Raw genomic sequence first — 18,899 nt, forward strand, 5'->3', positions numbered from 1 at the left:
GAGGCGGCGGCTGCGCCACCCGGGGGAGGCCACCCGGGTGGCGCGAGCGTCGGCGACGCGGCCTCAGCCTCGCGCGGGCAGGACGCGTCCGGCGACCTCGCCGAAGCCGATGACGGTGCCGTCCGGGCCCGGCGCGGTGGCGGTGATGACGACCTCGTCCCCGTCCTCGACGAAGGCGCGGGTGCTGCCGTCAGCCAGGGTGGCCGGACGCTCGCCGTTCCAGGTGAGCTCGATCAGCGCGCCCTCGGTGCCGCGGTCGGGACCGCTGACGGTGCCCGAGGCGAACAGGTCGCCGGGGCGGACGCTCGCGCCGTTGACCGTCATGTGGGCGAACTGCTGGGCCGCGGTCCAGTACATGGCGGCGAAGGGCGGCCGGGAGACGACGGTGCCGTTGATCCGGACCTCCATCGTGATGTCCAGGCCCCAGGGCTCCTTGGCGTCGCGGTCGTCCAGGTAGGGCAGCGGCTCGACGTCGCGGGCGGGCGGGGCGACCCGCGCCGTCGCCAGCGCGTCCAGCGGCACCACCCACGGGGAGACCGAGGTCGCGAAGGACTTGCCGAGGAACGGGCCCAGCGGCACGTACTCCCAGGCCTGGATGTCGCGCGCGGACCAGTCGTTGACCAGGCAGACGCCGAACACGTGGTCGGCGAAGGCCTCCAGCGGAACCGCCGTGCCCAGTGCGGAGGGCGCGCCGACGACGAAGCCCACCTCGGCCTCGATGTCGAGCCTGCGGCTCGGCCCGAAGCTCGGCGCAGCGTCGGCCGGCGCCTTGCGCTGGCCCTGCGGGCGGACGACCGGCGTGCCGGAGACCACCACGGTGCCGGAGCGGCCGTGGTAACCGATGGGCAGGTGCTTCCAGTTGGGCGTGAGCGGCTCGGAACCCGGACGGAACAGGCGGCCCAGGTTGGAGGCGTGGTGCTCGGACGCGTAGAAGTCGACGTAGTCGCCGACCTCGAAGGGCAGGTGCAGGGTGACGTCGGCGCGCGGGGTCAGGTGCGGTTCGACGAGGGGACGCAGGGCCGGGTCGGTCAGCCAGCGGGTGATCTCCGCCCGCAGCGCGGTCCACTCCTGGCGCCCGGCCGCCATCAGCGGGTTGAGCGAGGGCGCCGAGAGGAGCTCCAGCAGCTCTTCGGCGTGGCCCACGGCGTGGGCTGCGCCCGCGAGTTCGAGTACCTGGTCGCCGATCGCCACACCGATCCTGCGGCGCGGGTCCCCTGCCGTCGTGAAGACGCCGTAGGGCAGGTTGTGCACGCCGAACGGCGAGTCGGAGGGAAGGTCCAGCCAGGATGCGGTGGTCACGCGGACTCCAGGGCAGAGGGCAGGCGGCAGAGTGGGGCGATAGGGCGGTCCGGAGCAGAGGGGGGTGGAACGGGGAGGTCGGCCGACCGGGGCGGGCCGGCTCGCCCCGCGCCGCCCCGTTCCGCTTGGTTCGGCTCCGCTCCGCTTCGTTCCGTTCAGGCGAGCAGGCCGAGGGCCGAGAGGTCCTCCAGCGGTTCCAGGATGCTGCAGGTGCCATAGGCGGTGAAGGCTTTGCGCGCGGCACCGGCCTGAGCCGGGGTCAGTTCGGCCGCCACCGCGGCGAGTCCTTCGCTGCCGTGGTCGCCGAGCACTTCGGCGACGGCTCCCGCGTCGGCGCCCTGCACCGCGAAGTGCGCCGCGAGCAGGATGTTGAGGAAGCCGTGGTGGGTGAAGCCGGTGGCCGGATCGGTGTGCCTGACGGCGTGGTGCAGGCCGGCGGTGCACTTGAACGCCACCTCGCGCGAGGCGCAGCCGGTCACGAAGGCCGCGAGCTCCACCGCGTCGGGGAAGTCCTGCGACGCCAGGCCGCCGGTGCGGTACTTGGCCCGGTACGGCGAGGCCGCGATGACGTCGAGGGTCAGTTCGAGGCCCCCGCCGCGCCGCAACTCGACCGCACCGCTGACGTGCTGGCCAGGAAGCTCCCGGTCCAGCGCCGCGCAGCCGCGCGCAGCCGCCTCGGCGGGGGTGCCGTCCTGGTCCGGCCCGAGCTCGACGCCGACCAGGCGCAGCCCTGGCCACTTGGCCAGCTCGGCGACCGCGGCGGGCAGCGCGGCGGGTCCGCTGCGGATGACGAGGACCACGTCCAGCGGCTCCTCCTCCCCCGCGGCCGCGCCGACCTCGGCGATCCGGTCGGCCCCGAGGAGGAACGGTCCGACCAGCGGCGCGTACCAGGCGCGCCGATGCGCCCGGTGGGCCGGGACGGCGTCCGCGACCGGGGCGTTCCCCGGCGGGAACAGCGCCGCGTCGTCGCAGAGCCCGGCGAGCAGCAGGGGAACCGTGTGGATGGGCCTCACTCGTCCGACTCCCCGGCGAGGTCTCCGCCCGCCCGGTCCTCGGGCCCGCGGCCGCTCCAGCTCCAGGCGTAGCGGCCGTCGTCGGTGGCGCGGGCGCCCTCGGCCAGGTCCAGCGGGCGGAAGGTGTCGACCATGACGGCCAGCTCGTCGAAGAACTCGGCGCCGATGCTGCGCTCGTACGCGCCCGGCTGCGGGCCGTGGGTGTGGCCGCCGGGGTGCAACGAGACGCTGCCCTGGCCGATCCCCGAGCCCTTGCGGGCCTCGTAGTCACCGCCGCAGTAGAACATGACCTCGTCGCTGTCCACGTTGGAGTGGTAGTACGGCACCGGGATCGACAGCGGGTGGTAGTCGACCTTGCGGGGCACGAAGTTGCAGATGACGAAGTTGTTGCCCTCGAAGACCTGGTGCACCGGCGGCGGCTGGTGGACCCGGCCGGTGATCGGCTCGTAGTCCGCGATGTTGAAGGCGTAGGGGTAGAGGCAGCCGTCCCAGCCGACCACGTCGAACGGGTGGGTGGGCATCACCATGACCGAGCCGCCGACGCCGCCGCCGACCCGGTGCTTGACGTAGACCTCGACGTCCCCGTCGTCGTCCACCAGCAGCGGGCCGACCGGGCCGCGCAGGTCGCGCTCGCAGAAGGGCGCGTGCTCCAGCAACTGCCCGAACTTCGACAGGTAGCGCCGGGCCGGGGTGATGTGGCTGTTCGCCTCGATGGCGTAGAGGCGCAGCGGGGCGTCACCGGTCGGCAGCCAGCGGTGCGTGGTGGCGCGCGGGATGATCACGTAGTCGCCCTGGTGCACCTCGATGCTGCCGAAGACGCTCTCCAGGACGCCGGTGCCCGACTCGACGTAGACGCACTCGTCCCCTATCCCGTTGCGGTAGAGGGGGGACGGCAGCCCGGCGGCGACGTAGGCGATCCGCAGGTCCGCGTTGGCGAGCACGACCCGCCGGTCGCGCACCGGGTCGGCCTGCCGCCAGGACGCGCCGGGGAAGAGCTCGTGCAGCTTGAAGTGGAACGGCTTGAGGGGGTGGTTCGCCTCCGGCTTGCCCTCGTCGACCCGCCAGACCCTGCTGTCGACCATCGCGGAGGGGATCGCGCGGTGGTAGAGCAGCGAGGAGTCGGAGGAGAAGCCCTCCTCGCCCATCAGCTCCTCGTAGTGCAGCGAGCCGTCCGCCGCACGGTGCTGCGTGTGCCGCTTGGGCGGGATCGCGCCCACGCTGCGGTAGTAGGCCACCTTCGTCGCCTCCCGGGCTGCTGTTCTGCTGTTCCTGGCACCCTGACAGGACCAGTATTGACGATCAGCAGTACAGGGCCTAGCTTCGCTCGCTGACAATGTCCGGCCGCCGAGCTGCACAATCTGCCAAGCTGGACCGGGGAGAAAGGGCCCTCAGATGGAAGCACAGCGCAGAAAACCGGACCAGCTCGACGTGCTGCTGATCCGCGCGCTCGCCGAGCATCCGCGCGCCGGGTTCCTCGAGCTGTCCCGGCTCACCGGCGTGTCCCGGGCGACGGTCCAGGCGCGGATCCAGCGGCTGGAGGCCGATCGGGTGATCACCGGCCACGGTCCCGACGTCGACCTGGCGGCGGCGGGCTTCCCGGTGCTGGCCTTCGTGAACCTGGAGATCAGCCAGGGCGGCCTGGACGAGCTCGCCGTGGAGCTGTCGAAGGTGCCCGGGGTGCTGGAGGCCTACGGCACCACCGGCGCCAGCGACGTGATCTGCCGCGTCGGCGCGACCTCGCACGACGGGCTGCAGCAGACACTGATCGAGATCAGCAGGCTGCCCGGGGTGGGCCGCTCGACCAGCGTCATCGCCCTGTCGCAGGTGGTCGCCCCGCGCTACCTGCCGCTGCTGGAGGCCGAGGAGAGGCCGCGCCCGAGCCGCGTGCCGGCCGCGGGTCGCCCGGACGCGCCCCGGGCAGGCGAGTGACCATCGGGCGCAGCCCGACCGTGCCGGAACTCGCCTGCCCCACAAGGAAAGCAGGGGAAGCAGGGGAATACGTGGCCCGGCGCACCCCCTTGTACGCTGCGGACGTCCTGCGATGAAGCGCACGTGACGCACCACGTACGGGAGGGGATCGACCATGACGATGCGCCTGGGCTTCGGCCTGCCGCAGTTCCGCCAGTACACGCCCGGCAAGGACGTCGCCGACGTGGCCCGCGCGGCGGAGGGAGATCGGTTACGACAGCCTCTGGGTCTTCGAGCGCGTGCTCTGGCCCACCGAACCCACCCAGGGCCTCTACGGCGTCCCCGGCCTGCCCTGGCCGGACTTCTACCGCGCGGTGGCCGAGCCGCTGATGACGCTCGCCACGGCCGGAGCGGTCACCGAGCGGATCCGGCTCGGCAGCAGCGTGCTGATCGCCTCGCTGCACGTGCCGCTGCAGCTCGCCAAGCAGCTCGCGACTCTCGACGCCGGCACCGGCGGCCGCGTCCTGGCGGGCTTCGGCACCGGCTGGTCGCACGACGAGTACGCCGCGGCGAGCGTCGTCCCCTTCGCGGAGCGCGGCAGGCAGCTGGACGAGCTGCTGGACGTCGCGGCGGCGGTATGGGGACCGGATCCGGTCTCCTACCAGGGCGCCTGGACGAGCGTCAGCGCCGCCGAGGTCGGCCCGAAGCCGGCCCGGCCGATCCCGGTCATGCTGGCCGCGGGCAGCCCCAAGGCACTGGACCGGGTCGCCCGCCGCGCCGACGGCTGGCTCCCGGTGGGCGTCCCGTTCGACAAGATCCCCGGTATCTGGGCGGGTGTCCGGGAGGCGGCCGAACGTCACGGCCGCGACGCCTCGGCCCTGCAGATCGCGGGCCGCGCGAATGTCCAGCTCACTCCGGAGGCCCTGCCCGAGAAGGGACGCCTGCAGTTCACCGGCAGCCGCGAGCAGATCGTCGCCGACGCGGTGGCCGCGTCCGAGGCGGGCATGCACGAGCTGCTCCTCGACGTGCAGGGGAGCGCGACGGACGCGAAGCACCTGATCGACCTCGCCGCGGAGCTCCACTCCGCGGTCCGCGCCGCCGGCGTCTGACCCGCGGCTGCGCCGCCGCTCCCAGCCGTGCGCCCTGCCCCGCCGCGCCCGCCGTGCGCCCGGGACGACCTTTCCCGGGTGCACGGTCCGCTCCGGCCCGGCGCTGCTTACGGTGCCGGGCGCGGGCGCCCTTCTCTGTCAGCATGGGGCCGCCTGCCGGGGCCGCCGAGGCCTCTGCCTAGACTCGCCCGCGTGACGAAGCTCTTCCTGATCCTCCACATCCTCGCCGTGATCATTGCCATCGGCCCGGTCGCGATCGCCGCCAGCATGTTCCCGCCCGTGGCCCGCAAGGTGCTGGCCTCCCCGGGCAACGTCGGCGCGACCGCGACGCTGGGCCTGCTGAACCGCATCTCCCGGGTCTACGCGCTGGTCGGCCTGGCCGTGCCGTTCTTCGGCTTCGCGGCCGCCGGCGTCATGAAGGTCACCGGCCAGACCTGGGTGATCGTCTCCATCGTGCTCACCGGGCTCGCCGCGGTGCTGCTCGCGGCGCTGGTCCTGCCGCGCCAGACGGAGCTGCTGAAGGGCGAGGGCGCGGGCGGACGCGAGCTCGGTGTGAAGGACACCAAGCAGCTGGCGATGTTCACCGGGATCTTCAACCTGCTCTGGGCCGCCGTGACGATCATCATGATCGTCCGCCCCGGCTCGACACTCGGCCACTGACGCGGCGGGCGGACGGCTGCGGGCGCATGGACCGCGTTCCGGCCGTCGGGCGGGCGGCCGCGCGAGGAATCAACGAGGCGACGAAGGGGTTGTGCCAGCCATGAGCGACGAACCCCTTCCCACCGAGCCCGCACCCCTGCTGCAGCTGCTCCAGCTGCCGGGCCTGCCCGCCGCCCCCACGGGCGACGCGCCGGTCTGCGGACCGGAGGGCTGCGCGGTTCCGCAGTCAGGAACCGGCGCGACGACGGAGACCGACCAGGAGCGTTGAGCAGCCGTTCCCGCCCCGCGGGGCCGGTCTACGCGCCGGCCGTGACCTCGGCGAGTGCGGCGAAGATCAGCGCCGTGGACGTCGCGCCCGGATCCTGGTGGCCGATGCTGCGTTCGCCCAGGTAGGAGGCGCGGCCCTTGCGGGCCTGGAGTGGGACGGTCGCCCGCGCGCCCGCCTCGGCGGCATCGGCCGCCGCCCGCGCCGCGTCGGCCAGGCCGAGACCGGAGGCGACGGCGTCGTCGAACGCCTGCACCGCCGGCATCAGCGCGTCGACCATCGTCTTGTCGCCTGCGGCGGCCGCGCCCAGCGCCCGCACCGAGTCCAGCCCCGCCCGCAACGCGATGGCCAGCTGGTCCGCATCGGCCTCCGGCGTGGCCAGCTGCTTGCCCACGGCGCGGAACGCCGAGCCGTAGAGCGGCCCCGACGCGCCGCCGACGCTGGAGATCAGCGTCATGCCGACCTTCGTCAGCAGCTGGCCCACCGTCTCCGGTTCGAATTCCGCGCCGAGCGCGACCGTCACCGCCGTGAACCCGCGCTGCAGGTTCGCGCCGTGGTCGGCGTCGCCGATCGCCGCGTCCAGTTCGGTGAGCTCGTCCTTGTGCGCCGAGACCGCGGCCGCGACCGCCGCCATCCAGGCCCGCCCTGACGCCACGTCCAGCGTGTCGAGCTCCGCTCCACGCGACTCGGCGGCACCCGCGCGATCGTTCGTGTTCACATTCGTTTCCTTTCCACCGGCCTGACGCACGGTCAACCCGGCTCACACGCCCCAGCGCAGCCCGGGTGTGTTCACAGGCGCATCCCACAGCTCCAGCAGTTCGTCGTCGGCCCGGCAGAGCGTGAAGGAGGCCCCCGCCATGTCGAGACTGGTGACGTAGTTGCCGACGAGGCTGCGCACGATGCTGACACCGCGCTCGGCGAGGATCCGCGAGGCCTCGCCGAAGAGGAGATACAGCTCGGACAGCGGCGTCGCGCCGAGCCCGCTGACCAGCGCCATCACCTCCACCCCGGCACTGTCTCCGCTCGCCGCGCTCTCCCCGGCATGCGCGCCGCCCGCCGCGTCACCGTCTCCCCCGCCGAACACCGGCTCGGCCAGGATCGCGTCCAGCGCCAGCGCCGCGACCCCGGCGGCCGAGGCGAGCTTCGCGCGGCTGCGACCCGGTTCGCCGTGGATGCCGACGCCGACCTCCATCTCGTCCTCGGGGAGCTGGAAGCCGGGCTTGCCGTTCGCGGGCGTGGTGCAGGCGGTCAGCGCGACCGCGAAGGAACGGGAGCGGGCGTTCACCCGGCGCCCCAGGTCGGCGACCTCAGCCAGCGACGCGCCGCGCTCCGCCAGGGCCCCGGCGAGCTTCTCGACGAAGACCGTGGCCCCGGTGCCGCGCCGCCCCGCCGTCCAGGTCGAATCGCGCACCGCGACGTCGTCGTCGACCAGGACCGTCTCGACCGCGATCCCGGCGTCCTCGGCCGCCAGCTCCGCGGCCATCTGGAAGTTGAGCACGTCGCCCGTGTAGTTCTTGACGACGAAGACCACGCCCGCACCGCCGTCGACGGCCTGCGCGGCCGCCAGGATCTGGCCGGGCACCGGTGAGGTGAAGACCTCCCCCGGGCAGGCGGCGTCGAGCATGCCCAGGCCGACGAACCCGGCGTGCAGCGGATCGTGGCCGGAGCCGCCGCCCGAGACCAGGGCGACCTTGCCGGGCCGGGTCGGCGCGCGACGCGCGACGAACGGCCCGTCGGGTCCGTCCGCCTTGACGCGCAGCGCCGGATGCGCGGCGGCCAGCCCGGCGAGGCTGTCGGCCACGAAGGAGTCGGCGGAGTTGAGGAACTTCTTCACGACGAACCTCCGGAGCGCTTGGGCCGGCGACGCGTCGGACACGGACGACCCGGGTCGGGCATCGGCTTCGACATGGACGAGCCGCGAATCTAGCATCGCGACATGACCGAGAGCAGCAACGCGCCCACTGATCGTGTCCGGGTTCTCTCCTCGAACGAACAATCGAGCGTCGCCGAGGGGCGGGGCGCCGGTCTGGTCGGGCTCGTCCTCGTCTCCCACAGCTCGAAGCTGGCCGGCGGTCTGCGCGAGCTGCTCGAACCGCTCGGCGGCGGCCTCGTCCGCGTCGAGGCGGCAGGCGGCTCGGAGGACGGCACCACCGAAGGCGGCCTGGGCACCAGCTACGAGCGGATCGAGGCCGCCGTCGCGGCGGCCGACACCGGCGCGGGCGTGCTGCTGCTGCCGGACCTCGGAAGCTCGGTGCTGACCGCCAGGCTGGTCCTCGCCGACCTGGGCCGCGAGGACGTGCAGCTGGTGGACGCCCCGTTCGTCGAGGGCGGCGTCGCGGCGGTGGTCGCCGCGTCCACCGGCGCCTCCCTCGCCGACGTCGCCGTCGCCGCTCGCGAGGCCCGCGCCGTCCCCAAGTTCTGACCCGCTCGTTCCCGGATTCGTTTCCCGACGCGTCCCCGACGCGCCTCCGTCTCAGGCTGCCGTCCGCCGCAGCCCGACGGCGCCGCTCGAGCGGCGATTGGCCCTCCCCCTGGGACAATGGACCGAGCATCGCACGGCACGCCGAAGAGGAAAGTGAGGGCTCCGTGGGAAGTCCCGTCGACCAACTGGTGGACCTTCTCGACCTCGAGCAGATCGAGGTCAACATCTTCCGCGGACGCAGCCCGGAGGAGTCGCTCCAGCGCGTCTTCGGCGGGCAGGTCGCCGGCCAGGCCCTGATCGCGGCCGGCCGCACCGTCGACCCCGACCGGCCGGTGCACTCGCTGCACGCCTACTTCCTGCGCCCGGGCATCCCCGGCGTCCCGATCGTCTACCAGGTCGACCGGATCCGCGACGGCCGCTCCTTCACCACCCGCCGCGTCCTCGGCGTCCAGCAGGGCCGCACGATCTTCGCGCTGACCGCCGACTTCCACCTGCCCGAGGAGTCCCCCTTCGAGCACCAGACGCCGATGCCTGAGGTCCCGGCGCCGGAGGCGGTCCCCTCGGCGCTGGACGAGGTCGGCTCGGTCCTGGGCGAGCTGCCGCCCTTCATCAGTCGCCGCCAGCCCTTCGACCTGCGCTACGTCGAGCGGCTGCGCTGGACCGAGGAGGAGCTCAAGGGCGTCGAGCCGCGCAGCGGGGTCTGGCTGCGCACCAACGGCGTCCTGCCGGACGACCCGCTGATCCACACCTGCGCGGTGACGTACGCGAGCGACATGACGCTGCTGGACTCGGTCCGCATCCCGGTCGAGCCACTGTGGGGCAAGCGGCACTTCGACATGGCCTCGCTGGACCACGCGATGTGGTTCCACCGGCCGTTCCGCGCCGACGAGTGGCTGCTCTACCAGCAGGAGTCACCCGTCGCCGTGGGCGGCCGCGGTCTCGCCCGCGGGCAGATCTTCGACCGGAGCGGGCAGCTGGTGGTGTCGGTGATGCAGGAGGGCCTCTTCCGCCGCATCCAGTAGCCCCGCCGGGGAGGCGGGCCGGGGGTTGACGGGGGCGGGGTTCCGCCGACCGGGCACGTGGGGGAAGATGCCACGTGCACATAGAACAGCAGTCCGAACCGCCTGAGCCGCTGCTGGCCCCGGAATCCACCCCCGCCGACCGGCCCGTCCTCCCCGCCCAGGCCGCCCGGCCTGCTCGGCCCGCGCCGGGCGTTACGCCGGGCGTTACGCCGGAGCCTTCCACTGGCGGCCTGCTGCGTCGCCTGGCCACCGCCGCCCGGGGCTCGCTCGCCGACACCACCCCGCTGCGCGAGCACCCGCACTACCGGCGGCTCCTGTTCGGCCAGTCGGTGTCGAGCATCGGCCAGCAGATGACCGCGCTCGCCGTGTCCGTCCAGGTCTACGCCCTCACCCACTCGGCCTTCGCGACCGGCCTGATCGGCCTCTGCTCGCTCGTGCCGCTGGTCGTCTTCGGCCTCTACGGCGGCGCCATGGCGGACCGCATGGACCGCCGCACCCTGGGCCTGCTCGGCGCGGGCGGCGCGGCCGTGCTCTCGGCCGTCCTTGCGGCGCAGGCGCTGATGGGACTGCAAGCCGTCGGCCTGCTGTACGTGGTCGTCGCGCTGCAGGCGGTCTGCTTCGCACTGAACGCCCCGGCCCGGTCCTCCATGATCCCGCGCCTGGTCCCGTCCGAGCAACTCCCGGCGGCGAACGCGCTCAACTCGGTCGGGATGACGCTGGCCAGCACCGTCGGCCCGATGCTGGGCGGCCTCTTCATCGGCCTGTGGGGCTTCCAGGCCGCGTACCTGTTCGACGCGGTCGCCTTCGGCGCCTCCCTGTACGCGATGTGGCGACTCCCCTCGATGCGCCCGGAACGGTCTGCCTCGGGACATCGCGCCTCGGTCCTGGACGGGCTGCGCTTCCTGCGCGACCGGCCCAACCTGCGGATGACGTTCCTGGCGGACATCGCCGCCATGGTCTTCGGCCTGCCGCGCGCCCTCTTCCCGGTCCTGGCGGCCACCCTCTACGGCGGCGGCGCGGGCACGGTCGGCCTGCTCACCGCGGCCCCGGCCGTCGGCGCGCTGGCGGGAGCCCTGTTCTCCGGCTGGGTCGGCCGGGTCCACCGCCAGGGCCTCGCCACCAGCCTCGCGGTAGCGGCCTGGGGCCTCGCCATCACCGGCTTCGGCCTGGCCCACCAGCTCTGGCTGGGCCTCCTGCTGCTCGCCGCGGCCGGCGCGGCGGACACCGTCTCCATGATCTTCCGCAACACGATGATGCAGGCCGCAGCCCCGGACGACATGCGCGGCCGACTGCAGGGCGTCTTCATCGTCGTGGTCGCCGGCGGCCCCCGCCTCGGCGACTTCGAGTCCGGCCTGGTGGCCCAGCTCTCCACCCCCACCCTCTCCGCCACCACCGGTGGCCTCGCCTGCCTGGCCTCCCTCCTCCTGCTCCTCGCCCGCTACCCCTCCTTCCTCCGCTACGACTCCCGCGAACCAACCCCGTGACCTGCACGCATCCGCCGGTAAACCTGTGCACGAGCAGGGGCCCGGGTGCTGTATTGTTCTTCCTGTGCCCGGGAGACCGGGGACGGACCGCAAAGCCGCAAGGCAGAGCAGTCTCGGGACGTGGCGCAGCTTGGTAGCGCACTTGACTGGGGGTCAAGGGGTCGCAGGTTCAAATCCTGTCGTCCCGACTCGGACGCTAGTCCAGAGTCGCAGGTCGGAGCCGGTGTCTGATTTATCAGACACCGGCTCTCGACGTTTTTGGGCCCACTTCGGCTGGGAGCGGATTGGGAGCGAAGCTGGGAGCACTCGGCTCCCAATCCGCTCCCAAGTCAATTGACGTTGACCGCTATCACCCACAACGGTCGAGATGCCCAGAATTCTTTGCGACGCGCCCCGGCTGACTACGAGATCGGGGTCGTGCGCGGCATCTTTGACGAAGCGCCATATGTTGTCGACTCCCCGGACGCTGACTTGCGCTCTTTACGACATGCACCTGGGTGCGCCCTCGTGCTCCCAACAGCTTCGCCGCATTTGAGTCCTGGCAGGTCCATCGAACCGGGGCCCTGCGCAGCCGGGGACCGGGCGCCAGTGAGCACGGCGTCGTTGCGCGCCGACCCGGAGATGACCCGGCACGAGATCACTGCTCTACGCCGGGAGCGGGACGCCGCTCAACGCCCTCGCACAGCCCAATCGGGGGCAACTGCTCGACCAGGTCGACACTCCGGGAGTTGGCCCGCGTCAAAGGACTGACCAGCCGGTTAGACAAGTTGGCCGAGAATATCGCCTGGGAGAGCGAAAGGCGCGACCTGCCGGGCGGGAGACTGAGCTCAGGCAACTGCGCCGAGTACTGCCTTGATTGCCGTGTCCTGGTCGCCAGGGTCGCTGGTCAGACGCTGGTGGCGCAGGCACAGCGTGGCGAGCTCCTGGTGAGTCACGCGGTCGACCTCGCGGCGCAGGAGCGGGTCGCGGTCGCGGTGGTCGCCGAGGGGGACCTCTTCGTCGAGTACCGTGGCCAAGATCAGGCTGTAGCCGCGGCAGTGCAGCGTGACCAGGTCCCTCAGGCGGTCTACCTCCGCGCTGGGCAGCAGCTCGCGGCGAAGTTCGGCGGCGGCGAGCCAGTAGGCGAAGGGGTCCAGGGCGGCGCGGTCGACCAGGACCACCTCCGCGCTGAGCGCGGCCTCCAGCTCGCGCAGACGGCGGCGGAGACGATCCACAACGTGGTGTCGGCGGTCTGTCGGTGCCGTTTGGGTAAGCCGAGTTCGGCTGCCTTGGTGGCGTAGTTCCCGCCGGTCGGGGCGACGCGTACGCCTTGGGCGCGGAGCTCCATCTCCAGGCGCTGCAGGAGGGTCGTCTTGCCGTTGGAGTGGGTGCCGGTGACGGCGACGCGGATTGGGTTCACCACAGGGTTCCTTCCGGTTCGGGGACGCTGGGCATTCCGGCCGGGACGGCGACGGCGGCGAGGTCGGTGAAGGCGGTGAAGCCTTCGGCAAGCTGGACGAGGAGGAGGGCGGTGGCGTGGGCGTCGAACAGGGCGCGGTGCCTCTGCCCGGGGATGCCGCTGGTGTCGATGCCGGTGTGCTCGATCAGCGCGTCGAGGTTGTGGCGCGTGGCCTTGCCGTACAGGTGGCGGGAGAGCTTGAGGGTGTCGATCACCCCTGCGGGTTCCCAGCCGGGCGAGGAGGCCGCAGTCGACGTGGGCGTTGTGCGCGGCGATCCACGCCCCGTCCAGCAGCCCGCGCACCTGCGGCGTGGCCTGCCCCCAGGTGGGTGCCGAGGCGACGTCGTCGTTGCTGATGCCGTGGAAGGCGGTCGCCATGCGGCTGATCGGGACCGGCGGCCGGACCAGCGTGGACCAGCCCGTCTCCGCGCTCACGTGGCCGGCATGGATCGGGATCGCGGCGAACTCGATGAGGTCCGGTGGCTGCGCGCCGAACTTCTTGCCCTCTTCATCCTTGTTTCGGTAGATGGAGCTCGGGCGGAGCGACGATCACAACCCGACCACCAATCCGCAGATCTCGCCCTGTCCTGGGCGAACCCTTTGACCGGTCCTCCAGATGCGCCATTGTCAGGCCACGGAACCCCATCCCAGCACCAGGGCGACCACGGATCTCGCCCGAGCGCTGGCGCTCATCCTGACGCGCGACACGAGTCCCACGGGGAGAATTTCCAGCAAGTCAGTTGGTTCGGGTTCGGACGTCGAGTGCCGGACGACGGCGCTGGCCGCGCCGGCGTGTCGGCACCGGGTTCACCGAACATCAGGTGTAGCCTCTCGCCGACGCATAGGGGGTAGACAATCTCGACGTTCCAAGAGCTTCGCGGACTCGGTCACCTCGGCCGGACGGGCCTCCAGTTGGTCGCCCGGCTACTGCGGCAGGAACTACGTCGGTTCCCGGACCTAGTGCCCGTCGCCGGATGGCAAGCGGCAGACTACGAGGACGTCGTCCAGGAGTTCCTAGTAAGCCGGGGTGCCGCGGTCACGGCAGATCTGTTGGCTCGGGCCACGGATGATGAATCGATGGGCAAGCTGCTACGGCGGTCGATCCGGAATTGGCTGATTGACTGGGTCCGCAAGACTCCCCGCGGTGCCTTGCGTCGAAGGCTGGAGGATGTCCTCAGCAAGGACGACGCCTTCGACATGGTTCCGGAGGACGAGGAGGGTGTTGGTCGATGGAGGCTCGCCGGCTCACTCGGTGGCCCGTGGTCGGGTTCTCTCTCTGACCTCGCAAGAGCTGCCTACAGCGTGCACGACGTCACGGTGCCGGTGTGGAATACCGATGGTCGCCGCTCCCCTATCGCCGACCGCTCATCCATCGTGGCGATTCTCTCCGCCGTGTTGACCACCGCCCAGGGTGCGGTCGAGGTGGCGGTACTGGTGTCTGTGTTCGCACAGCGGTTCCCTGCGTCCATGGATCCGGTCGAGGTCGCCACGGAGCCGGAGGAGCTGCCAGACTCCTCCAGACGCCATGTCCATGACGAATGGCAGAATCCCGAGACTGCTCTCATCGATCAGGAGGAGGAGTTCAGTGCCGCGCTGAGCGCTGCGGAGATCGTTGGCAGGCTCTCTCGCCCGGAGCGTGGCGTGCTCTTGACCTGGGAAGATCCATCCGCCGTTCAGAAGCTTCTAGGCTGCGGTCGTTCTCAGGCCTACCACCAGATCAAGCGGCTCAAGGAGAAACTGGCGCTGCTAGTCGGAGAGCAGCCGGACAGGCTTGCAGTGCTATCGGAGGTGGTGGCGCTGTGCGAGGCTGCGTGGACTGTCTGAGGGCGGGCTGGAACGGACTAGGGCGCACGGTATGACGTCAAAGCAGGGTGAAGGCCTGGGGGAAGGCTGGTTGCAGGAGGACGTCATGAGTGACTGGGATGTGCCGGAGTATTTGCTGCGCCTTGCGGCGCAAGCTGCCAGGCCTGAATTGCGGCCCGAGGGGCTCCTGGAGCGCTTCGGTGCCCCGGAGCAGGTCGAGGTCGAGGTTGGTCAGGTGTGGCGGGCGCGCTGGGATGCAGCCGTTGTGCTTGTGCTGATCCTGGGCGTGGATGGTCGGGAGGTGTCGGCGGTCCCGGTGACGTTGGATCCGCCCGCCGAGAATGCATTCTGTCTGATCGTGGGCCGGCACCGGTCTGTCTTTGGTGTGGATGCCACCGTCTGGGGGGACTTGAAGCGGGCAGTGCCCCTGAGGGTGCTGGACCAAGTGCTCGATACGTGGGACGCCGAAGTCGTTGGCTGGGCCAGGAGCAGAGTCCAAGGTCTCCTCGATGACCCTCCTGCAGCGACGCGGCTGGGCCGCGAGCCGAGCTCGGTGTTCGATGACGCAACGGCTCTGCGGGCGGAGCTCGAGGACGAGCTGACAGAGCTCTGTGAGGCACCCAGACTCGTCTGCGAAGACGAGGGCATGCCGGGAGGCGCTGGGCTGGCCAAGCTCCTCGGAAGCACCCTCGACCTCGCCCATCTGACCTCAGTCCTGGAACGTCCGCAGTCCACGGTCATGGCGATCCTAAGGGGGAAAGAGCCGCTGGAGCTCCGTGACATCGTGCGCATCGCCGAGGCCACAGGCTTGCCTCAGGAACAGGTGGCTGGCTCGGTGAAGCCATTGCCGCGGTCACTCGTCGACGCGCTGGAGCACCCACGTTGGCGGCCCGCTATGCGCTCCTTGGCGCAGCAGAGCGCTGTCGATGAAATGCAGGCGCGCTTGCGGGCCGGCTATGGGACTTTCGCCTTGGCTGCGCGGGAGACCGGGGGTGGCTCTCCGGATTGGGACGCTCGTCTGAAGCAATTCTTGGCTGGCCAGGATCTGGGTGGTGCCGGATGAAGAGAGTCTTTTCCAAGGCGGCACCCGAGCAGGCGGTGGCGATGCTGACCGTGTTGGAGCAGCGCCACCCCGGGCGGCTGGCAGCCCTGCGCACAGACGTGCTGACGGAGATCGGCGACTGGCCAGAGGTTCAGGTGCGCCTCGTGCCCGAGACTGGCGGCGGGGATCGCTGCTCGGTCGCGGGCAGCTACGACGACAACACGGTGCCGCCCACCCTGCGAGTGGGTGAGTCGAGGTCCCTGCGGCGTCGAGGGTTCACCGCCCTGCACGAGCTCGGACACCACCTGCAGCAAACCGACCCGTCCCTCGGCGAGAAGCTGTTCGCATGGGCAGACTCGGAAGGCCTGGAGGAGGAAGCGTGCGACGCCTTCGCTGCGCGCATCCTGCTTCCGGAATCCCAGCTCTCGGAGTCCTTGAAGAACGTTGGTCCGACGGCGTCCGACGTGGTCGGCCTGTTCCGCACCTCGCAGGCGTCACGGGAGGCCTGCTGCGTGCGCGCCTCGGGGTTCTTCGTCGGCTGCGGTGCCGTGGTTCTCCTCGACGCGCAGGGCACGGTCGTCTTCGCTGCCCGGCACGGCATGATCCCGCCGGCCTGCGGTTCTGATCAGTCGGCCACCCCGCTCATTCGTGCGGCGTTGAAGAGCCATGCCGGTGCCCAAGCCGACCGGACTCACTTCGTCTTCCGCGACGGGCACCGCAGCGACGATCTGTACGGTCAGGCCAAGTGGCTGGACGAGGACTACCTGGTTGCGGTGTTCGGCCCCGATCAGGTGGCTTGGCGGCAATTCACCGCCCCACGGCCGAGCAGCGGGACGTCCAGGTTCCTGTCGGGGTGGAACTGCGAGACCTGCGGCGATGGGTTCGCTGTGACCGAAACCTGCGCGCAGTGTCAGCAGCCTAGGTGCCCGGAGGGGCACTGCGGTTGCACCGCTGCTCGGGCAGCCTCGGACCCCACCTGCACGAAGTGCTTCTTGAAGAAGGGCAAGGCCCAGTTTTCGGCGGGCAGCACGGTGTGCAAGGAGTGCCTCGAGTAACTCTGACCGGGCGGTGCTACTTGCCGGACCTGCGGTTCTCCAGTGCCGCCGGACGATTCGCGCGATGTGACGTCAAAGAAGGGTGGACGCCAATCAGGCGTCCCGCCCTTATGCAGGGCGCTGCCTGGGGCCTGCGGGTCCCGCGAGCGAATCGAGTCAACTATGGGAAACACCGAGGACATCCTCAACAACGTGCGCGCGCAGATCGACGCGCACCCGGAGCCGCTGGCCGAGGCACGACGCCGCCTCGACCTCGTGCGCTCCACGGCGACGGGCTTCAAAGGGGCGCTGCGTACGTACAGCAGCGGTTCCCTGGCGCAGCACACCTTCATTCACCCGGTCGGCGACGGCGACGGCGGTCTGGTGCTGGACAGGCGGGTCTACCCGTTGCTGGGTCCGGACGGAGGCGGTCAGACACCCCGCGACATCACCGCGCAGCTGTGCGGGTTGCTGGGGCCCGCAGTGAGAGAGGTCTACCCGAGGGCTCGCTGCGGCACTTCCAAGCGGGGACCGAAGCTGACGTTCGGTCAGCCCGTGGACGGTCAGGACCCGACGGTCGACCTGGTTGTCGCGCTGACCCGCCGGGACGGGTCAGGACTGTGGATCCCGAACCTGGAGCAGAACCGGTGGGAGGCGTCCCACCCGGAGCTGCACGTGGAGATGTTCACTTCAGGCAGCCCCTCACTGCGGCGGACCCGACGCCGGATCGTGCGGCTGCTGAAGGCGTGGAACAAGCAGTACAGCGAGCCAGGATTCTCCTCGCACAATCTGACCGTGTGGGCGTGGGAGTTCGTTGAGCCGGGCATGGGGCTCGCCACCGGACTCCAGACCGTCCTGAGCCGCGCAGCGGCGCGGGTGGCGGCCGGTTCCGCGACTGTCGACCCGGCAGGGGTCTCCCCCAACGTGCAGCTGCTGGTCTCCCGGGACATAGCGGCGCGTCGGCTGCGCACGGCAGCAGAAGGCGTGGCGCAGGCTCTGGCCAACGACAGCGACCGGGAGGCCGTCCAGTCGGCGCTGTCGAAGGTGTACTACTCCTACATCACCAACCCTTCCCCCAGCGGACTGAGTGCCAGGATCGCGCTGCTGCGCCAGCCGACGCTGGTGTCCACGGCCTCGCTGGGGCTGGGTGGCGCAGCGGTGACGCTCCCGTCGGCTCGTGCCTACGGCGAAGGCCACGGCTCTCGGTGAAACGCCCCACGTTTCCAGCGCGGCCGGCCTGGTACACCAGGCCGGCCGCCCGGCTGGCCTTCCAGCGCCACATTGTCTCCGCTGGCCTTCCGGCGAGGGTGGTTCGAGCGCCGAAGGACCTCCCAGGCGGCTTCGCCCTGGCCGTGGATATCCAACACCCGGATCTGCCCGCGCAGACTGTGACCATCGCCTTCGGCCCTGGGTTCCCGGAGATCCCCCGAGTCTCCTCCGACGGGCCGGCGCAATCGCCCCACCGGTACGGCGACGGGTCGCTGTGCATGTGGTACCCGGGCGACCCGCCTGAGCAGCGCTGGGACCGGCGGCGTGACGGTCCGGTTGGACTCGTGGGGTTGATCCTCGCCCACCTGATGCGAGAGGAATGGTGGCGCCTGACCGGTGAATGGGCCGGACCGGAAGCCGAGCACGCCCCAATAGCCACGACCACTACACCGGAGGGCGCATGACCTACTTCACCAACATCGCGTCACCTTCCCCCATGCCCAGCATGATCACGCACACAACCCTGCCCGCCGCCACCTCGGGCGGCGGGACGGGAGTCCTGCTGGCCACCGTGCTGTCAGGCGCGTTCCTCGCTGCGCTGATCACGGCGACCATCAACATCTGGCTTGCCCGCCGCAAGAGCCGCGAGGAGGAATGCGATCGGCTCCGCACTGCCTTCGCCGAGGCCTTCGCCACATATAGCGCCTACAAGGAGATGCCCTATGCAATCCGCCGGCGGCGCGCCGACCAGCCCGCCGAGGAGCGGACCCGCCTCTCGGAGACACTCCGGGAAATCCAGGCGCGCCTGGCCTACCACCAGGCTTGGATCCTCCTGGAGTCCTCTACGGCAGGAACGGCCTACCAGGATCTGGTCAACCAGTTGCGTGCCATCGCGGGGGCAGCCATGAGCAGCGCATGGGCGGATCCCCCGCTCGACAACGACCCAGGCATGAACATCCCACCGTCGGTGATCGACCTCAGCGGTCTGCGGGACAACGAGAACACCTACCTCGAGGCCGTACGTGGCCACCTGCACAAGACAAAACCTTGGTGGAGCCGCTAGATCAGCTGGCCCTGCACCATGCCATGAGCGGCAAAGGGACTCCTTCTCCTACAACTCGGAGCAAAGTCCTTCCGACCGGAGACCTCCGGACGCACCCAACCCGCCCGAGGCAGTCCACAACAAGACGA

Annotated in this window: 19 protein-coding genes, 1 tRNA gene and 1 pseudogene; 13 read left to right on the forward strand and 8 right to left on the reverse strand. The window is 70.9% G+C overall.

Features of this window, described 5'->3' with window-relative positions; translation table 11 throughout:
- Nucleotides 1–63: 63 nt before the first annotated feature.
- The 3 genes from fahA to BS83_RS30845 form a co-directional block, all read right to left on the reverse strand.
- Entirely contained in the window at nucleotides 64–1,299 is a 1,236-nt protein-coding gene (fahA, locus tag BS83_RS30835) for a fumarylacetoacetase (protein ID WP_037606710.1), read from the reverse strand.
- Nucleotides 1,300–1,454: 155 nt separating this feature from the next.
- The gene (locus BS83_RS30840; RefSeq protein WP_084714385.1) at nucleotides 1,455–2,312 is read right to left on the reverse strand and encodes a hypothetical protein; all 858 of its coding nucleotides are present in this window, start codon (nucleotides 2,310–2,312) and stop codon (nucleotides 1,455–1,457) included.
- Nucleotides 2,309–3,547 (reverse strand): homogentisate 1,2-dioxygenase, encoded by a 1,239-nt coding sequence (locus tag BS83_RS30845; protein WP_051944365.1) that lies wholly within the window; start codon nucleotides 3,545–3,547, stop codon nucleotides 2,309–2,311. Before BS83_RS30845 ends, BS83_RS30840 begins: the two co-directional genes overlap by 4 nt.
- 157 nt (nucleotides 3,548–3,704) lie before the next feature.
- On the opposite strand from BS83_RS30845, the gene BS83_RS30850 reads away from it, so the two are divergent.
- The 4 genes from BS83_RS30850 to BS83_RS45830 all read left to right on the forward strand — a co-directional run bounded on the left by BS83_RS30850 (nucleotide 3,705) and on the right by BS83_RS45830 (nucleotide 6,257).
- Nucleotides 3,705–4,241: an Lrp/AsnC family transcriptional regulator gene (locus BS83_RS30850; RefSeq protein ID WP_051944366.1), complete on the forward strand. Its 537-nt coding sequence runs from the start codon at nucleotides 3,705–3,707 to the stop codon at nucleotides 4,239–4,241.
- Nucleotides 4,242–4,519: 278 nt separating this feature from the next.
- The gene (locus BS83_RS30855; RefSeq protein ID WP_332262357.1) at nucleotides 4,520–5,329 is read left to right on the forward strand and encodes a TIGR03619 family F420-dependent LLM class oxidoreductase; all 810 of its coding nucleotides are present in this window, start codon (nucleotides 4,520–4,522) and stop codon (nucleotides 5,327–5,329) included.
- Between the two features lie 192 nt (nucleotides 5,330–5,521).
- The gene (locus tag BS83_RS30860; protein WP_037606711.1) at nucleotides 5,522–5,989 is read left to right on the forward strand and encodes a hypothetical protein; all 468 of its coding nucleotides are present in this window, start codon (nucleotides 5,522–5,524) and stop codon (nucleotides 5,987–5,989) included.
- 100 nt (nucleotides 5,990–6,089) lie between these two features.
- Nucleotides 6,090–6,257, forward strand: coding sequence for a hypothetical protein (locus tag BS83_RS45830; RefSeq protein ID WP_157597373.1), 168 nt, complete (start codon nucleotides 6,090–6,092; stop codon nucleotides 6,255–6,257).
- A gap of 28 nt (nucleotides 6,258–6,285) precedes the next feature.
- On the opposite strand, the gene dhaL is transcribed toward BS83_RS45830, so the two are convergent.
- Nucleotides 6,286–6,888 carry a dihydroxyacetone kinase subunit DhaL gene (gene dhaL / locus BS83_RS30865; protein ID WP_037610199.1) on the reverse strand — a complete coding sequence of 201 codons (603 nt, stop codon included), beginning with the start codon at nucleotides 6,886–6,888 and terminating at the stop codon, nucleotides 6,286–6,288.
- Nucleotides 6,889–7,014: 126 nt separating this feature from the next.
- On the reverse strand, nucleotides 7,015–8,088 hold the full coding sequence (dhaK, locus tag BS83_RS30870; RefSeq protein WP_037606712.1) for a dihydroxyacetone kinase subunit DhaK: 1,074 nt from the start codon (nucleotides 8,086–8,088) through the stop codon (nucleotides 7,015–7,017).
- Between the two features lie 102 nt (nucleotides 8,089–8,190).
- Between dhaK and BS83_RS30875 the strand changes: the two genes are divergently transcribed.
- The 4 genes from BS83_RS30875 to BS83_RS30890 all read left to right on the forward strand — a co-directional run bounded on the left by BS83_RS30875 (nucleotide 8,191) and on the right by BS83_RS30890 (nucleotide 11,370).
- Nucleotides 8,191–8,676 carry a PTS-dependent dihydroxyacetone kinase phosphotransferase subunit DhaM gene (locus BS83_RS30875; protein WP_084714388.1) on the forward strand — a complete coding sequence of 162 codons (486 nt, stop codon included), beginning with the start codon at nucleotides 8,191–8,193 and terminating at the stop codon, nucleotides 8,674–8,676.
- A gap of 164 nt (nucleotides 8,677–8,840) precedes the next feature.
- A complete protein-coding gene (locus tag BS83_RS30880) occupies nucleotides 8,841–9,698 on the forward strand; it encodes an acyl-CoA thioesterase (protein ID WP_037606713.1) in 858 nt (285 codons plus the stop codon).
- 230 nt (nucleotides 9,699–9,928) lie between these two features.
- Nucleotides 9,929–11,182 carry an MFS transporter gene (locus BS83_RS30885; protein WP_051945662.1) on the forward strand — a complete coding sequence of 418 codons (1,254 nt, stop codon included), beginning with the start codon at nucleotides 9,929–9,931 and terminating at the stop codon, nucleotides 11,180–11,182.
- A gap of 114 nt (nucleotides 11,183–11,296) precedes the next feature.
- Nucleotides 11,297–11,370: transfer RNA gene (locus tag BS83_RS30890), tRNA-Pro, on the forward strand.
- A gap of 639 nt (nucleotides 11,371–12,009) precedes the next feature.
- Here BS83_RS30890 and BS83_RS30895 read toward each other — a convergent pair.
- The 3 genes and pseudogenes from BS83_RS30895 to BS83_RS48995 form a co-directional block, all read right to left on the reverse strand.
- Nucleotides 12,010–12,396, reverse strand: a complete 387-nt coding sequence (locus BS83_RS30895; RefSeq protein WP_037606714.1) for a hypothetical protein — start codon at nucleotides 12,394–12,396, stop codon at nucleotides 12,010–12,012.
- 181 nt (nucleotides 12,397–12,577) lie between these two features.
- Nucleotides 12,578–12,835: a PolC-type DNA polymerase III domain-containing protein gene (locus BS83_RS48425; protein ID WP_051944367.1), complete on the reverse strand. Its 258-nt coding sequence runs from the start codon at nucleotides 12,833–12,835 to the stop codon at nucleotides 12,578–12,580.
- A 31-nt stretch (nucleotides 12,836–12,866) separates the two neighbouring features.
- Nucleotides 12,867–13,148: pseudogene (locus tag BS83_RS48995) on the reverse strand (3'-5' exonuclease); the annotation flags it as partial.
- Nucleotides 13,149–13,697: 549 nt separating this feature from the next.
- Here BS83_RS48995 and BS83_RS30905 point away from each other — a divergent pair.
- From BS83_RS30905 to BS83_RS42360, 5 genes are all read left to right on the forward strand, one after another.
- On the forward strand, nucleotides 13,698–14,444 hold the full coding sequence (locus BS83_RS30905) for a hypothetical protein (RefSeq protein WP_157597374.1): 747 nt from the start codon (nucleotides 13,698–13,700) through the stop codon (nucleotides 14,442–14,444).
- Between the two features lie 31 nt (nucleotides 14,445–14,475).
- Nucleotides 14,476–15,486, forward strand: a complete 1,011-nt coding sequence (locus tag BS83_RS30910; protein WP_037606716.1) for a hypothetical protein — start codon at nucleotides 14,476–14,478, stop codon at nucleotides 15,484–15,486.
- Nucleotides 15,483–16,520 carry an ImmA/IrrE family metallo-endopeptidase gene (locus tag BS83_RS30915; RefSeq protein ID WP_051944369.1) on the forward strand — a complete coding sequence of 346 codons (1,038 nt, stop codon included), beginning with the start codon at nucleotides 15,483–15,485 and terminating at the stop codon, nucleotides 16,518–16,520. The genes BS83_RS30910 and BS83_RS30915 overlap by 4 nt, the downstream gene beginning before the upstream one ends.
- 162 nt (nucleotides 16,521–16,682) lie before the next feature.
- Nucleotides 16,683–17,708, forward strand: coding sequence for a hypothetical protein (locus tag BS83_RS30920; protein ID WP_037606717.1), 1,026 nt, complete (start codon nucleotides 16,683–16,685; stop codon nucleotides 17,706–17,708).
- A gap of 460 nt (nucleotides 17,709–18,168) precedes the next feature.
- The gene (locus tag BS83_RS42360) at nucleotides 18,169–18,771 is read left to right on the forward strand and encodes a hypothetical protein (protein ID WP_051944371.1); all 603 of its coding nucleotides are present in this window, start codon (nucleotides 18,169–18,171) and stop codon (nucleotides 18,769–18,771) included.
- The last annotated feature ends 128 nt before the right edge of the window (nucleotides 18,772–18,899 follow it).

Source organism: Streptacidiphilus rugosus AM-16 (assembly GCF_000744655.1).
Classification (GTDB): domain Bacteria; phylum Actinomycetota; class Actinomycetes; order Streptomycetales; family Streptomycetaceae; genus Streptacidiphilus; species Streptacidiphilus rugosus.

Coding starts and splice junctions, on each gene's coding strand:
- BS83_RS30850 (WP_051944366.1), top strand. CDS start 3,705: ATGGAAGCACAGCGCAGAAAACCGGACCAGCTCGACGTGCTGCTGATC.
- BS83_RS45830 (WP_157597373.1), top strand. CDS start 6,090: ATGAGCGACGAACCCCTTCCCACCGAGCCCGCACCCCTGCTGCAGCTG.
- dhaL (WP_037610199.1), bottom strand. CDS start 6,888: ATGGCGGCGGTCGCGGCCGCGGTCTCGGCGCACAAGGACGAGCTCACC.
- BS83_RS30875 (WP_084714388.1), top strand. CDS start 8,191: ATGACCGAGAGCAGCAACGCGCCCACTGATCGTGTCCGGGTTCTCTCC.
- BS83_RS30905 (WP_157597374.1), top strand. CDS start 13,698: ATGGGCAAGCTGCTACGGCGGTCGATCCGGAATTGGCTGATTGACTGG.
- BS83_RS30910 (WP_037606716.1), top strand. CDS start 14,476: ATGACGTCAAAGCAGGGTGAAGGCCTGGGGGAAGGCTGGTTGCAGGAG.
- BS83_RS30915 (WP_051944369.1), top strand. CDS start 15,483: ATGAAGAGAGTCTTTTCCAAGGCGGCACCCGAGCAGGCGGTGGCGATG.
- BS83_RS30920 (WP_037606717.1), top strand. CDS start 16,683: ATGGGAAACACCGAGGACATCCTCAACAACGTGCGCGCGCAGATCGAC.
- BS83_RS42360 (WP_051944371.1), top strand. CDS start 18,169: ATGACCTACTTCACCAACATCGCGTCACCTTCCCCCATGCCCAGCATG.